13 protein-coding genes are annotated in these 14,462 nt (G+C 67.8%); 2 read left to right on the top strand and 11 right to left on the bottom strand.

Annotated features, from left to right (window positions below; all coding sequences use genetic code 11):
* Positions 1–11: 11 nt before the first annotated feature.
* From LPT13_RS02760 to LPT13_RS02730, 7 genes are all read right to left on the bottom strand, one after another.
* Positions 12–1,400, bottom strand: coding sequence for an MmgE/PrpD family protein (locus LPT13_RS02760; RefSeq protein WP_242163274.1), 1,389 nt, complete (start codon positions 1,398–1,400; stop codon positions 12–14).
* 115 nt (positions 1,401–1,515) lie between these two features.
* The gene (locus LPT13_RS02755; protein WP_242163272.1) at positions 1,516–2,598 is read right to left on the bottom strand and encodes a CapA family protein; all 1,083 of its coding nucleotides are present in this window, start codon (positions 2,596–2,598) and stop codon (positions 1,516–1,518) included.
* Positions 2,599–2,689: 91 nt separating this feature from the next.
* On the bottom strand, positions 2,690–2,917 hold the full coding sequence (locus LPT13_RS02750) for a hypothetical protein (RefSeq protein WP_242163270.1): 228 nt from the start codon (positions 2,915–2,917) through the stop codon (positions 2,690–2,692).
* Positions 2,918–3,004: 87 nt separating this feature from the next.
* On the bottom strand, positions 3,005–4,510 hold the full coding sequence (locus tag LPT13_RS02745; RefSeq protein WP_242163267.1) for an MFS transporter: 1,506 nt from the start codon (positions 4,508–4,510) through the stop codon (positions 3,005–3,007).
* A gap of 82 nt (positions 4,511–4,592) precedes the next feature.
* Positions 4,593–4,928 carry a 4Fe-4S dicluster domain-containing protein gene (locus LPT13_RS02740; RefSeq protein WP_242163265.1) on the bottom strand — a complete coding sequence of 112 codons (336 nt, stop codon included), beginning with the start codon at positions 4,926–4,928 and terminating at the stop codon, positions 4,593–4,595.
* 30 nt (positions 4,929–4,958) lie between these two features.
* Positions 4,959–7,274 (bottom strand): molybdopterin-dependent oxidoreductase, encoded by a 2,316-nt coding sequence (locus LPT13_RS02735; protein WP_242163263.1) that lies wholly within the window; start codon positions 7,272–7,274, stop codon positions 4,959–4,961.
* 45 nt (positions 7,275–7,319) lie between these two features.
* Complete coding sequence (locus tag LPT13_RS02730) at positions 7,320–7,556, bottom strand: hypothetical protein (protein ID WP_242163261.1); 237 nt, start codon at positions 7,554–7,556, stop codon at positions 7,320–7,322.
* Positions 7,557–7,783: 227 nt separating this feature from the next.
* Here LPT13_RS02730 and LPT13_RS02725 point away from each other — a divergent pair, with 227 nt between their 5' ends.
* Together LPT13_RS02725 and LPT13_RS02720 are read left to right on the top strand one after the other, a co-directional pair.
* A complete protein-coding gene (locus LPT13_RS02725; protein ID WP_242163259.1) occupies positions 7,784–9,064 on the top strand; it encodes a hypothetical protein in 1,281 nt (426 codons plus the stop codon).
* Entirely contained in the window at positions 9,034–9,264 is a 231-nt protein-coding gene (locus LPT13_RS02720) for a response regulator transcription factor (protein ID WP_242163256.1), read from the top strand. Before LPT13_RS02725 ends, LPT13_RS02720 begins: the two co-directional genes overlap by 31 nt.
* 31 nt (positions 9,265–9,295) lie before the next feature.
* On the opposite strand, the gene LPT13_RS02715 is transcribed toward LPT13_RS02720, so the two are convergent.
* The 4 genes from LPT13_RS02715 to LPT13_RS02700 all read right to left on the bottom strand — a co-directional run bounded on the left by LPT13_RS02715 (position 9,296) and on the right by LPT13_RS02700 (position 14,321).
* Positions 9,296–10,576, bottom strand: a complete 1,281-nt coding sequence (locus LPT13_RS02715) for an MFS transporter (RefSeq protein ID WP_242163252.1) — start codon at positions 10,574–10,576, stop codon at positions 9,296–9,298.
* Between the two features lie 317 nt (positions 10,577–10,893).
* Positions 10,894–11,550 carry a biotin transporter BioY gene (locus LPT13_RS02710; RefSeq protein WP_242163249.1) on the bottom strand — a complete coding sequence of 219 codons (657 nt, stop codon included), beginning with the start codon at positions 11,548–11,550 and terminating at the stop codon, positions 10,894–10,896.
* A gap of 256 nt (positions 11,551–11,806) precedes the next feature.
* Positions 11,807–13,306 carry an MATE family efflux transporter gene (locus tag LPT13_RS02705; RefSeq protein WP_242163246.1) on the bottom strand — a complete coding sequence of 500 codons (1,500 nt, stop codon included), beginning with the start codon at positions 13,304–13,306 and terminating at the stop codon, positions 11,807–11,809.
* Positions 13,307–13,484: 178 nt separating this feature from the next.
* Positions 13,485–14,321 carry a biotin--[acetyl-CoA-carboxylase] ligase gene (locus tag LPT13_RS02700; RefSeq protein ID WP_242163244.1) on the bottom strand — a complete coding sequence of 279 codons (837 nt, stop codon included), beginning with the start codon at positions 14,319–14,321 and terminating at the stop codon, positions 13,485–13,487.
* Between the last annotated feature and the right edge of the window lie 141 nt (positions 14,322–14,462).

Here is a 14,462-nt window from a genome sequence, read left to right as displayed (position 1 = left end):
GCGCGCCGCCCCTAGCGGACGGCCTCCATGAGGACGGACACGTCCTCGACGTCTTCCAGATGCTCGACCATCGACGCGATGGCGTCGATCTCATCGGCGGTCAGCTCCCGCTTGCAGTAGGACGCGCAGTCGCGGAACTTCCCCGCCAGGTCGGGCCACTCCATGCGGTTTCGGGGATGCCCGTAGACGATGTCGACGCGCTGGTCGTAGACGGTGCCGTCCTTGAGCTCGACGCGCACGCGGCCGGGCAGCATCGTCTTGGAGAAGTCGCTCTCGAGCGCCGCGTCGTATTCCGCGTCGGTCTTGGCGCACAGGTCGCGCAGCAGCGGGTCGGCCAGGGCCTCGGCGCTGAAGTCGCCGATCTCCAGCTTGCGGTAGGCGAGCGCCTGGGCCACCGTGAAGGGCAGGCTCAGCTTGGCCTCGGGGATGGTCTTCGGCGCGCGGCGCAACTCAATGGGGTCGGCGCAGCGCTTCGCGTCGTCGGCCGCGTAGAACACGGTGATGCGCTCGACCGCGGTCGGGTCGAGGTCGTTGTCGCGCGCGATGCGCAGGGCGGCGTCGACGCAGGAGTTGGTGAAGCGGCAGCACGGCCACGGCTTGATGGACACCTCGGTGCCCTCGAAGCGCCGGCCGAAGTCGTCGAACACGCTCTCGTCGCGCACGCCGTCGTAGTACATGTTGAAGAAGCCGGCCTTCCCGTCGAAGGTCTCCTTCAGCCCGGGCACGCCGCGCTTGGCCATGAGGGCGGCCATCACGCCGGTCATGTTGGGGAACATGGCGTAGAGCCCGCGCAGGGCGCCCGGCTCGATGACCAGCTCCTTCGACCCGCCGGCGCGGTTGTACGCCAGGCCCAGGGCGTTCTCGACCTCGTCGGCGCTCAGCCCGAGCATCTTGGAGGCCGCCACCGTGGCCGAGAAGGTGCCCAGAAGCACCGGCAGCATCCACAGGAGTCCCTGGTTGGCCTCGGGGTTGGTCACCGCGTAGCCCATGCGGCAGATGACGTCGTCGCCCAGGGCCACGGCGGTGATGAGGTCCTTGCCGGACGCGCCGGCGTACTCGCCCGCCACCAGGGCCGCCGGCACCACCGAGGCGCTCGGGTGCACGAAGGCGTCGTCGTGGGCGTCGTCGTAGTCGATGCTGTGGGCGAGCGCGCCGTTGCCGAGCGCCGCCAGCATCGGGTTGGTCTTGGCCCCCTGGGCCACCAGCGTGCACTCCTCGGTGCCGCCCAGGGCCCCCACCAGGCCCATCACCTCGTCGACGCCCTCGCCGGCGCCGCTGCCGGCCAGCATGCAGCCGAGCGTGTCGAGGACGGCCATCTTGGCCGCCAGCACGTCCTCGGCCGACAGGTCGTCGTAGGTCGCCTTCGCCGTCACCTCGGCGATCCGCGTTGCCAGTTCCATGGTCTCTCCCTCCTCGGGGGCAGGGCGGCGCGCCCGCGGGCCCGCCGCCCTGCCGCGGGGCGCGCCGGACGCGCCCCCTCGTCCCACCGGACCGCGCTCGGCCCGGCGCCTCCGCCTAGCGCTCGCGGATGGCCACTTCCTCGTCGCTGACCCACTCGTAGCGGGCGTTGAGGCCCGCCTCCTCGGTGATGAGCTCCATGTACGCCACCACCGCGTCGCCCTCGCCGCCGCGCTTGACGGGCATCGGGTCGCCGTCGGCGTTGATCATGGCCGGGACGAAGCCGGTCTGCACGACCTGGCCGTCCTCGATGTAGGCCTTCACGATCATCGTCTTGTTGCGATCGACGCGCGACTCCGGCGTGGGCTTGTAGTGCGCGTCCAGGCTGTCGATGAGGCGCGTGTCGTGGAACGCGTCGCCGAAGTCCAGGACGAAGTTGCCCAGCGAGTAGTAGATGGTCTTGCCGCGGTACACCTCGATGCCCTTGAGGATGTGGGTGTGGGCGCCGATGATGAGGTCCGCGCCCGCGTCGATGGCGTCGTGGGCCATCTCGATGCAGTACATCGGGACGACGGCGGGAACGAGGTGCTGGCCCCAGTGGAAGGCCACGACCACCACGTCCACCTGCTCCTTCAGCGCGCGGATGTCGGCGCAGATCATGTCGCGGCTCTCCTTGGTGGGCAGCGACACGATGCGCGGCGGGGTGGCCGGCTGGAAGTCGACCTGCTCGTAGAGGGTGTGCACCTTGAGCGGGGCGATGCCCGCCTTGTCCACGTCGGCGTCGTATTCCGGGCGCGCCACCGAGCAGTAGTTGAGGAAGCCGACCCTCTGGCCGCCGCGCTCCAGGATGACGGGCTTGCGGGCCTCGTCGAGGGTGCGGCCGGTGCCGCAGTGGGCCACGCCCGCCGCGTCGAGGGTCTCAAGGGTGCCGACCAGGCCCTCCTCGCCCCAGTCCATGGCGTGGTTGGTGGCGCAGGACACGACGTCCACCTCGGCGTCGGTGTAGGCCTCGATGAAGCGCGAGCCCTTCGACACCGACTGACAGGGATGGGGCACGCCGTCGTCGGCCAGCACCTGCTCCATGTTCACGTAGGTGATGTCCGCCTCCCGGAAGATGGGAGCGACGTACTGAAACGCCGTCTTCGGATCGGGTCGGTCAAGGATGACGTCGCCCGCTCCGGCAAGCACTATACGATCCATAACACTACCTCTCTTCCCTGCTCGCTGTCTCTCTTAGCAAGCACGGCCGACGAAACGTCGGCCGTGCCATCTCACTCTTTGCTACCCGAGGCTAGGCCACCGGCGGCTTCGGGGCGCCCGGCGCGGGGGGCTTGGGGGCACCCGGGGCCGCAGGCGCGCCGGGGGCGCCGGCCGGGGCACCGGGGGTGCCGCCGGGGATCTTCGGGGCGCTGGGAAGCTTGGCGCCGCACTGGTCGCAGACGTCGTTGTTGAAGTCGTTCTTGGCGCCGCACTCAGGGCAGTTCTTCTCCATGCTTATCTCAGCAGGTCTAAAACACATGGTTGGTACCTCTTTCTCGTCGGAACTTGCACGCGCCTCCTGCGCGTTACTCGATGCATCGGGCGCGCGAAGCGCATCCCGTTGATGCTAACCGGGGAGGATGTCGCCCTGCTCGCGGCGCTTCTCCAGGTCGTCAGCGATCTGGGCCATCTTCTTGGAATCGAGGCGATAGCCGAAGAAGAAGGCGACGAAGGCGATGACGAAGGCCACGGCGGGGATGATGCAGATGATGTTGATCATGCCCTGGGCGAGCTCGGGGGTGGCCTCCATGCCGCGGGTGAAGCCGATGGCGGCCAGGCCGAAGCCGGTGAGCAGGCCGGCGACCGCGTTGGCGATCTTCGGGCACCACTGGAAGGTGGACATGATGAAGGCCTTGGCGGTCTTGCCGTCACGCCACTCGCCGTAGGCGATGGCGTTGGACTGCATGCCCATCATCGTGCCGTTCATGAAGTTCATGCCGAAGAAGCAGGCGCAGATGCACACGATGAAGGCCATCTGGCCGGTGGCGCCGATGAAGTAGCAGGCGATCATGGACACGCCGGAGATGCCGATGCCGATCAGGTAGGTGTTGCGGATGCCCAGGGTGCGGGCGAGCGGCTCGGAGACGAACGTGGCGATAAGGCCCACGATGTTGCAGGCGGTCAGCATGACGGCGGACATGGCCACGTCGCCGAAGGCGTAGGTGAACACGTACATCGACATGGACATGATGGTCATCTGGGCGATGAAGCGGATGATCTCGGCGAACAGGCCGATGAGGGCCGGCAGGTTGGTCAGCCAGTACTTGAGCATCTCGCCGAGGCTGACCTTGTCGCCCTTCGGGATGGCCGGAACCTCCTTGCCCTCCTTCTTGGCGAGCGCGCGCTCCTCGCAGATCTTCTGGGTCGGGTCCATGCCGTCGATCTTCTTGAACATGACGATGAACATCACGATCATGATGATGCCGAAGATGAGCGCCAGCACGGTGAAGCCGGCCGGGCCCGCGTTCTGGGCGTTCTCGCCGGCGGGCACGCGGTAGACCAGGCCGTTGATGGCCAGGATGGCGGGCAGCGACACGGCGGCGAAGAGCACCTTCACCAGCATGTTGCCCTGGGCCTTGCGCTGGGAGAGCAGGGTGCGGTCAGCCTCGGTGTGGCTGATGACCGGCACGATGGACGTGGCCGCGATCATGAAGAAGCTCGCGAAGAAGCCGCCGACGATCTGGAAGAAGATCATCCAGGCGGTCTTAGCGCCCATGTCCAGGAACACGGGATCCACGAACGTCATGAGCAGGCAGACGAACGTCGCGGGCGGGGCCACCAGCAGCCAGCTGCGATACTGGCCGTGCTTGAGCCACACGCGCTCGATGATGATGGCGGCGATGATCACGAAGAACCACTCGCCCACGCCGGTCACTGCTTTGACCGTGCCCATGACGGTCGGCTCCAGACCGCAGATCTCGGTCAGGAAGTACGCCCAGTAGTTGCTGTTCATCTGGTTGAACGCAGTCCACGTGAGCATGCCCAGGCCGTAGATGAGGCCCAGGGCCTGGGTTACGTTGTTCTGTACGGCCGCTACGGCCTTGTCACCCAGAGAAGAGATCTTCTCAGTCATATCTTTCCCCTAACAGACGAATGCGGGTGGGTTAAGCCCCGGACGCCCCATATCCCCTGAGGCGCCCGGGGCGCGAGGCTAGCTACTCCTCGACGGTGAAGATGACCACGCGAGGCTTGGTGGCCTTCTTGGCCAGCTCCTCGACGGGGCCGAATTCCATGCACAGCGCCTGGCAGTGGTGCACGCACGCGGGCACCTTGCCGACGGCCAGGCGGTCCTTGCACAGGTCGCAGCGCTGGGTGGGCAGGGGCACGAAGTCCCACTCCCACTTGTCGTCATCGAGCTTCCACGGGCCGATCTGCGAAAGCTTGATGCCGAACTCGCCCTCCTCGAGGCCCTTCTCGACCTTGCAGGCCATCTCGCAGGTATGGCAGCCCGTGCAGAACTCGTAATCAATCAAAAGACCCTGTTGTGCCATGAGCCTTGTCTCCTTTCCGTGAGCCGTCCCCTACGCCTTGTAGTGGTCGGCGAACTGCTGCTCGAACGTCTCGCCGTAGCCCTCGGGGGCCGGGTACACCTTGCACAGCTGGGTCTTGTAGGAAGAGCCGTAGCCGCTGGGGCCGAAGTCGCCCTGGACGGTGCAGCAGTTGATGTTGGACTCGAAGACGCCGTACAGCGAGGGCTCCTCCGGGTCACGCTCCGGGAACCACCAGCCATGCTCGGCGCTGACGACGCCCTTCATCATGGTGTCGGTCACATGAGCCACCTCGATGGCCTTGCCATGGGAGTTCTCGATGACGCACCACATGCCCTCCTTGACGCCGGCCGCGGCCGCGTCCTCGGGGTTGATGGCGAACATGGGCCACTTGTGGAACTCGCGCATCGACTTGAGCTGGCGATGCTCGGAGTGGAAGTACTGCCAGCAGCGGCGGCCGGTGGTCAGCACCAGCGGGTACTCCTTGAACAGCTCCGGCGTGGAGACGGGGCTCTCCGGCGGCTCCAGGAAGTACGGCAGCGGGTCCATGCCGACGTTGTTGTACATGTTGCAGAAGAACTCGACGCGGCCGGACAGCGTGTTGAAGCCGGGCTGGCCGTCGAAGCGGATCTTGCCCGTCTCGTGCTTGCGGTACTCGAAGTCGGGGTAGATGATGACCTTCTCGCGCAGCTCGTCCATGGTGACGTGGATCGGCACGGTCGCCATGTTGTTGGTGCAGAACTCCAGCATCTCGGGCACGTCGTCCCAGTAGAACAGGTCGGGGTTCATCTTCTTGCCCAGCTCGAGCATCATCTGCTCGTCGCCGACGGCCTCGCCGGTCTGGGTGACCTTGACGATGGAGCGCAGCGGGGTGTACCAGCCGCGGACGCAGTTGCGCTCGCAGCTCATGGCCATGGGGATGAACAGGTCGCCGATGGCCATGGCGGTCGGGGTCATGAACAGGTCGCAGATGACCACGTGGTCCATGTCCTTGTAGCAGTCGTAGACGCGCTTCGCCTGGCCGGCCATATTGGTGAAGGCGGTGGTGGAGCACAGGAACAGCATCTTCACCGGGTACGGGTCGCCGGTCTCGGCGGCATGGAGGATGGCCTCGGGGATGGCATGGCCGCCCTTGCCGATGGCGTTGAGGGCGCCCCAGTTGCCGTCATCGCCCAGGCGGTCCTTGCGGACCTCCGGGCCCAGGCCCTTGGCGACGTTCTCGCGGATGTCGGACTGCACGTAGCCGAAGTTGATGCAGACGAAGCCGCCGGGGTTGTCGATGTTGCCGGTCATGGCCTGGAGCAGCGCCACCGCGTGCGCGGTGCCGTTGGCCCACTTGTTCTGGTCGAAGGCGACGCCCCACTGCAGCGTGGTGACGCCGGCGGTGCCGATGAGGCGGGCGGCGGCCACGATCTTCTCAGCCGGGACCCAGCAGATCTCGGCGGCGCGCTCGGGCGTCCAGTCGGCCACGCGCTCCTTGTACTCATCGAAGCCGTAGCACCACAGGTCGACGAACTCCTTGTTGTAGAGCTCCTCCTCCACCATGACGTGGCCGATGGCGAGTGCCAGGGCGGCGTCGGTGCCGGGGCGCACCTGCAGGTACAGCTCGGAGTGGGCCGACAGCCACGTGACCTGCGGGTCGACGGTCATCAGCTTGGAGCCGCGCTTCATGCAGTCGATGATCCAGTGGCCGAAGAAGCCGTCGGCGTTGGCGCGCAGCGGGTTGTTGCCCCAGATCATGAACAGGTCGGGGCGACGGTACTCCGGATGATCGAAGCGCGCCTCGTTGAGCTGGCCGCAGTCGGCGATGAAGGTGTTACCGAAGATGGCGTTCATGCCCTGCATGCGCGGGGTGTAGCAGCAGTTGCCGGCCAGCAGGCCCGCGTTGTCGTTGGGCGTGCCGAAGGCGCCGTGGCCCAGCACGTTGGACTGCCAGGTGGCGTTACGGCCGGTGCCGGCGCCGGTGCAGATGGACTTCGCACCGTACTTCTCGGTGGTGTCCTTCACCATCTCGATGCACAGGTCGTAGGCCTCGTCCATGGTGATCTGGACCCACTTGTCCTTGCCGCGGTCGCTGCGGTCGCGCTTCATGGGATGCACGATGCGGTCGGGGTGGTACACGGCTTCCACCATGGCCAGGCAGCGCATGCACAGACGGCCGTCGGTGACCGGCGAGTTGGGGTCGCCCTCGACCTTGACCAGCTTGCCGTCCTTGTCGGTGTAGAACAAAATGCTGCAGCCCTGGTGGCAGCCGGGTGCCGACCACTGGCACGTGCGCGTGACCGTCAGATCCCCCTCTTGGTACTGCCAGTCCTTCTTGTACACATCGGGATTAAAGCATTCCCTCATGCGCAGCTCCTTTCCTCTCTCTCAAGCGCCGAAGCGCCCCCTGACCTACTTGACGCGCTCCCCGTTCTTCTGCGCCCGGGCCCACACGCCCAGCAGCACCAGGTTGTCGTCGGAAACGACGTTGTCGCCCCCCACCTTGTGGTAGGTCATGCGCGTCTGGAGCTCCTCCGGATCGCGGAACTCGTAGCGGATGTACAGATCCCCGTCGAGGAGGTACGCCTCCTTCGTCTCCAGCATGTCGAGCGTCGGCGCATATTTATCGAGCAACTCTTGTTCAGCCATTTGGACCTCCTTTACAATTGGGCCTAGAACAACGAACCTGTCGACCGGTTAGGTCGCCTTCCCCCCTTTCGACGAAACTGAAACCTACGTATCCTGCGATCGCGAGCTCTCAAGGTCTCGACTTTTCGCAGTCTTCCACGTCGGCACACAGCCCGCATCTGCTGGTGGGTATGAATGGCGGCGCCTTTGATAAACAGGTGGTTTGAGCAGGGAAAAGGAGTGCGAGTATGACGCAAAGTATTAGCAACGGCGAAGTCGGCGCCGAGGATCGGCTCACCGAGATATCGCTGCTCGGCATGGTGGGATACGTCTTGTTCATGACCGCTCAGCTCAGCAGCCTCTACAGCCCCGTCCTCACCACCGCCCAGACCGACACCGGCGTGGCGTTCTGCCTCTGCCGGTGCGTGGCGATGGCCGCCGCGGCCGCGTTCCACTTCGTCTTCTCGCGCTTCGTCAAGAACCGCGACCGCACCGTGCGCTCGGCCCAGGCGAAGGTCGCCGGGCTGGCCGGCCAGGCCCTGCTGCCCGTCATCGTCGTGATCGAGACGGCCACGGGGCTCGCGGTGCCCGCGGCCGTCGTCGCCGTCGCCTGGGCCTGCTGGGGGTGCGCCAACGCCCTGCTCGCCTGCTCCTGGGTGGACGCCAAGAGCAACCTGGAGGAGTCCTACGCCACCAAGATCGCCTTCTGGTCGTTCGCCATCACGTCGTTTCTGCTGGTGGGGATGCTCGCCCTCACGCCCACCGCGGCGCTCGGCGCGCTCCTCGTCATGGAGGCGGCCTCCTGCCTGGTGCTGCTCCAGGCACCGCCGCACCGCGGTGCCGACATGGACGAGCACGACGAGGAGTGGCTGAGCGCCAAGAGCTCGTTTCGCCGCAGCGGCTCCTACGTGATGATCGTCGACGGCGTGCTCATCAGCTTCTGCGCCGGGGTGATGATGGTCGGGGTGCTGCGCGACCAGTTCCCCCTCCTGCTGATGGGCGTCAGCTTCATCGGGACGGCGGCCATCTTCTGCTCCTTCAAGCGGACGAACCCGGCCCTGCTCTCGCTCGAGCGCAGCCAGCTGGTGTTCCTGCCCGTGCTCACCGGCGGCCTGTGCGTCATGGGGTTCGCCAAGGCCCCGGTGGTGGGCGTCGTGGCGTTCATCCTGTTCATCGTCGCCTACCTGTTCGACTTCGTGAACCGGTCCATCCTGTCGCTGCGCGGCAACCTGCTGTCGGTGTCCCCCTCCTACTGCTTCTCGAAGGGGCGGCTGTTCATCATCGCCGGCCAGGCATTCGGCTGGGTGGTGGTGGCGTTCCTCTCGTCGCCCGGCGGGGCGGGGACGGCGCCCATCGTGGCCACCACGCTCATCGTGCTGGTGTGCGCCTACATCACCGTCGGCACCATCCTGCCCGATAAGTACCCGCTCATCGACGAGATCGCCGACGAGGGCACAGAGGAGACGCCCCCCCCCAAGACGATTCCGAGGAGCCAGTGGTGGAGCACCCCTACAAGAACCGCTGCCTGAGGGCCGCCCAGCGCTACGACCTCACGCCGCGTGAGGGCGAGATCCTCTCCTACCTGGCGCGGGGGCGCAACGCCAAGTACATCGCCGACCAGCTGTTCGTGGCCGAGCGCACCGTGAAGACCCACACCTACCACATCTACCAGAAGATGGACATCCACTCCCAGCAGGAGCTCATCAACATCGTGGAGGAGACGGAGTAGGCCCCGCGCACCGCATCTGGTTTGCGCGTTCCTAGTCCTCCTCGGGGGCCATGTCGGCGGCCTGCTCGGGGGTGAGCCCCTCGTGGTCGTCCTCGTCGTGGGCGCGCTTGCGGCACAGCGTCAGCCCGCCCTCCACCAGCATGAGCACCAGGTAGCCCGCACTCGACACCATGAGGCCGCCGGCGGCCGTCTGGGCGCCCAGCACCGTCACGTTGACAAACCCGATGACCAAGGGCGCGAGCGACGCGCCCAGGGATATGCAGGACAGCGCGATGGACACGGCCAGCGTGACGAGCCGCGGGTTCACCGCCTTCGAGATGTAGTAGACGGTGCTGATCTGCTGGATGCCCACGCCCAGGCCGATGAGGATGCCGCCCGCCACGATCATGGGCAGGCTCACCCCGAGCGACACCACGAGCATGCCGCAGGCCAGAAGCCCGAAGCCCACGGTGAGCGTGAACCGCCCGAGGCGCTTGGACACCAGCCCGTAGAGCGCCCCCAGGACAAGCGACGCGATGCTGATGGTCGACGATATACCGGCGATGTCGGCCGTGGTGCCCAGCGAGCGCTCCTGCACCAGCAGGGCGATGTTGGTGTAGTAGCCGTACAGGCACATCATGGCGAAGAAGAACAGGACGAACAGGTACACCACGCGCGGCCGCAGGAGGTCGCGCAGGCCCTCGGCGCGGTGCTCGCGGTCGATGAGCCGCTTGTCGAGCTCGCCCTTGGGCAGGCAGAAGTGCGTCACCAGGAAGACGGGGATGACGCCCAGGTACACGAGGAAGGCGTTGCCCCAGCGCGCGAGCGCCAGGAACCCCACGCACAGCGTGACCAGCACCTCGCCCAGGTAGTTGAAGCACTGCTTGAAGCCCAAAACGCGGCTGCGCTCGCTGTCGTCCTCCCAGCGCTGGCAGATGATGGCGTTGGCCAGCGGATGCAGGAAGCCCTGCCCCACCCCGATGCAGGCGCTGCACGCGAACATGGCGTAGATGCTCGGCTCGGGGAACACGACGGGGATCATGCCCCCGACGAAGATGATGGCCAGCGCGAACTCCGCGAGCCGCTTCTTGTGGATATAGGCGGCCAGAAAGCCCGCCAGCAGCGTCCCCGGTATGCTCACCATGGGCGGCAGCGCCAAGATCATCTGGATGGCCGTCACCGGGACGTCGGGGTAGGCGTTGCGAAGCACCCCCAAGATTGACGAGAACGATTGGAACACGCTGTCGTAGATGGCGAACCCGCAGACGGGTACGAGCATGATCGCGTAGCGGATCTTGAAGTACGACGTCAGCTTGCCGAGCAAATCCCCCATTGGCGCTGCCCCCTTCGCAGCCGGGCTGGCGCGGGTCGGCGCGTGGGGCGCCGGCGTCCAGCCTCCGTCAATGCCGATCGTGGGGGTAATCATGACTTCCCGGGGCAGCGCTGTCGTGAGCCCAGGAGTATGTTCTTCCCTGATACCGCGGGTATCATTTTTCGTGTTGTGCCTGGTGGGGAGCACCCTTTGGAAGGTGCGGAAAACGCGCGCCGCCGCGCGGGGACGCGCGGCGGCGAGACGCGCCCGCGGCGCCCAGGGCGGGCGGCGCGGGTGCGCGGGGTGCGTCGCGCCGGGGCGGCGCGGGATGGGCGGCCCTAGCGGACGGCGGCCCGCACGGCCTGGGCGCAGGCGACGGCGGCCACGATCTTGCACGCGTCGACCACGATGAAGGGGGCGCAGGCCACCAGGAAGGCGGCCTCGAGGCTCACGCCGGCGACGGCGGCGTACTGCACGCAGCCGCAGGCGTAGGCGATGGCCGTGAACAGCACGCCGGCCAGCACCTCGACGCCCGACGCGCGCAGGAAGCGCCCGACGCGCTGGGCCGGGGTCTGCGCCGCGGCGGCCGCCGGGTCGAGGGCGCGCTCGCGGCGCCCGGCGTCCCAGCCGGTGCGCGTGCGCACCAGGTGCAGCAGCACCACGGCCGCGGCCACGCCGATCAGGTAGCCCCACAGAAAGCCGCCGGTCGGCCCGGCCAGCACGCCGAACCCGCCGCGCATGCCCGAGAACACGGGCAGCCCCACGGCGCCCAGCAGCAGGTACCCGGCGATGGAGGCCATCGCCTGGGTGGGCGTGAGCACCACGATGGCGAAGGTGACGGCGAACATCTGCAGCGTGAACGGCACCGGCCCCAGGGGGATGGTGATCCAAGCCAACACCGCCATGATGGCGATGGTCAGCCCGACGAAGGCGACAGAGCGCGTGCGCGACGGCGTGGCAGCCGCCGCTTTCGTGTTGACGTCCGTGGTTTCCAAGGTTGGTCCTTTCCCTCTTGGGTTTACAAGAAGCGCGGAATCTTACCCGATGGTACGCGGGCGGCTGTCACATAACGGGCGACGGCGTGCCGAACGGGCGGCCAACGGCAGCGCGGCGCACCCCGGGGGGGCCGGAAGGCGGCGCGGGGCGCGGTACGGCGCGACGCGCGGGGCGATGCAGCGGCACGCCTCGCACGACACGGCGGCGGGGTAGGCGGCGGCGCGAAAACCCGGGCGGCAGCGCGCGCCGGAGCCGCTAGGCCGCCGGCTTCCCGGCGGGCTGGGGGCCGCCGGTCGCCTGCACGCGGCGCAGGCGGCGCATCTCCCACACCAGGAAGATGCCCACGGTGAAGATAGCCAGGAAGTCCGACACCGGGGCGGCCACGTAGAGCGCATCCAGGCCCGTCAGGGACGGCGCGAGCGCCGGCAGCGCGCTGGGCAGGAACAGCACTAGCGGCACCAGGAAGATGATTTGGCGGGTCAGCGTCAGGAAGATGGCCTTCGCCGGCTGCCCGGTGGCCTGGAAGTAGTTGGAGCCCACGATCTGGAAGCCGATGAACGGCAGCATGAGCAGCCACATCCGCAGCGCGAAGGCGGTGAACTCCACCAGCCCGTCATGGGACACGCCGAAGGCGGCCACGATGGGCTCGGCGAAGAGCATGGTCACCGCCCACTCCACCAGGCAGATCACCGTGGCGCCCGCGATGCTCAGCCACAGGGTCGTGCGCACGCGGTCGATCTTGCGCGCGCCGTAGTTGTAGCCCAGCAGCGGCTGGATGGCGACGGACACGCCCACGATGGGCATGATGGTGAACATGCCGATGCGCTGCACCACGCCAATGGAGGCCAGGGCGTCCTCGGCGCCGAGGGGGCTCAGGGCCCCGTACTTCACCAGCTGGTAGTTGAGCAGGAAGTTGACGAGCGCCGCGCCCGCCTGGAGAGCGAACCCGGGGAACCCGAAGGCCAGGATGGTGGTGACGATGCGCCGCGCCGGGCGCAGGCAGCTCAGGCGAATGCGCAGCGGGACGTTCTTGGTGAACAGGAAGTACCACAGCACCGCCGCGCACGAGCACGCCTGGCCGGCGAGCGTCGCCAGCGCGCTGCCGGCCACGCCCCAGCCCAGCAGGATGACGAACAGGTAGTTGAAGCCGGTGGCCGCCACCAGGCCGATGACCATGGTGCCGAGCGCGCGGTTGGGCGCGCCGGCGGTGCGGATGAAGTTGTTGACGCCCATGCCGATGCACTGGAGGATGAAGCCGTAGCACAGGATCTGGATGAAGGTGCGCGCATAGGGCCGCACGTCGTCGGTGGCGCTCGACAGGGTGAGCACCGCGTCGATGACGGCCGGGTTCGCCGCCAGGAGGGCCACCAGCACCCACAGCACGAGCGACATCGTGATGACGTTGCCGAGCGCGCGCTCCGCGGCGTCGCGGTTGCCCTCGCCCAGGCGCAGGGCCGCCAGCGCGTTGCCGCCGGTGCCCACCAGCATGGCGAGCGCCATGAACACGATCATGGTGGGGTTGGCGACGGTGACGGCGGACAGGCCGAGCTCACCCATGGCGTGGCCCAGGAACATGGAGTCGATGAGGTTGTAGGATCCGTTCACCACCATGCCCACCACCGAGGGGATGGCGAACTCGGTGATGAGCTTGGGGATGGACTCGGTGCCCATCCGGGTGACGCGGCTCGACGGCACGCCGCCGCCGGGCGCGCTGGGCGTGCCCGTGCCGTGCGTCTGCGTCGCGTCGCTTGTCATGATGCGCCTTTCTCGTGTCTCTCCCGGCCATTCTACCCGGCGCGCCATGCCACTAGTTGCACATCGCGAAGAACGACGGCCGACGGTCTTAATACGAAACGGCTAATACCATTCAGGCGGTAAAACCCACCGTTAGGAGGAAGGGCTGAGGGAGAGGCGATGCGGAAGTGGTGCGCCCCTACAGGATGTGCGCCTCACCGGAGGACACGGGGTGCTCGGTGCCGTCGGGGCGGCGGATGAGGAGACGGCCGTGCTCGTCGATGCCGACGGCCGTGCCCTCGGCGAGCACGGCGCCGTTGCGATCCGCCACGGTGAGGGCGCGCCCCGCCAGGGCGGCGCACGCGTCGTACTCCGGCACGAGGGGCCCCAGGCCCGCCGCCTCCCAGCGCTCGTAGAGCGGCGCGAGCTCGCGCAGGACGGCCGCGGCCACCTCGTCCACCGCGCCGCGCGCCTCGCAGGTGAAGCCGTAGCCCAGATCGGCCAGGTAGGCCGGCGCGTTCTTCCCCGGCAGCTCGGCCGGGCGCGCCGGCGGCAGCACGTTCACGCCGATGCCGACGCACACGCCGCCCCCGTGGGCCTCAAGCGATATCCCGCACAGCTTCCGAAACGCCTTCCCGCCCGTGCCCGGCGCGCCCGGCGCATCCGGCATGCTGCCTGCGGGGACGCGGCGCTCCCCCGCCGCGGGGGCCTCGGCGTAGACCACGTCGTTGGGCCACTTCACCTGGATGCGGCGCGCCTCGGCCAGCGTCACGAGGGACGCGAGCGCCCGGCGCACGGCCAGGCCGACCACCAGGCTGAGGGTCGGCAGCTGGGCGGGCGGCACAGACGGCCGCAGCAGCAGCGACATATACAGGCCGCCCTCGGGGCTCGCCCACGTGCGGCCCTGGCGCCCGTAGCCGCCGGTCTGGCGCCGGGCGCGCACGACGAGCCCCTCGGGCTCTCCCGCCTCGAGCGCCTCCTTCACCACCTCGTTGGTCGACCCCACGGCCTCCAGGCACTCCACGCGAAACTCCATCGCCAGGCTCCTCTCGCCCCGCTCCTCCGCACCGCCTCCCGGCGCATCCTTTTCCGCCGCTCATCGGCCGTACCGCATCCGCCTCGTGCAATTCCGCCGGCTAAAATGGCCGGAAATCTTACACGGGCGCGCGACGCGCGG

This window comes from Adlercreutzia faecimuris (genome assembly GCF_022669055.1).
GTDB classification, from domain to species: domain Bacteria; phylum Actinomycetota; class Coriobacteriia; order Coriobacteriales; family Eggerthellaceae; genus Enterorhabdus; species Enterorhabdus faecimuris.
The sequence above is the reverse complement of the archived record's forward strand: the minus strand, read 5'-3'. Positions and strand labels throughout refer to the sequence as shown.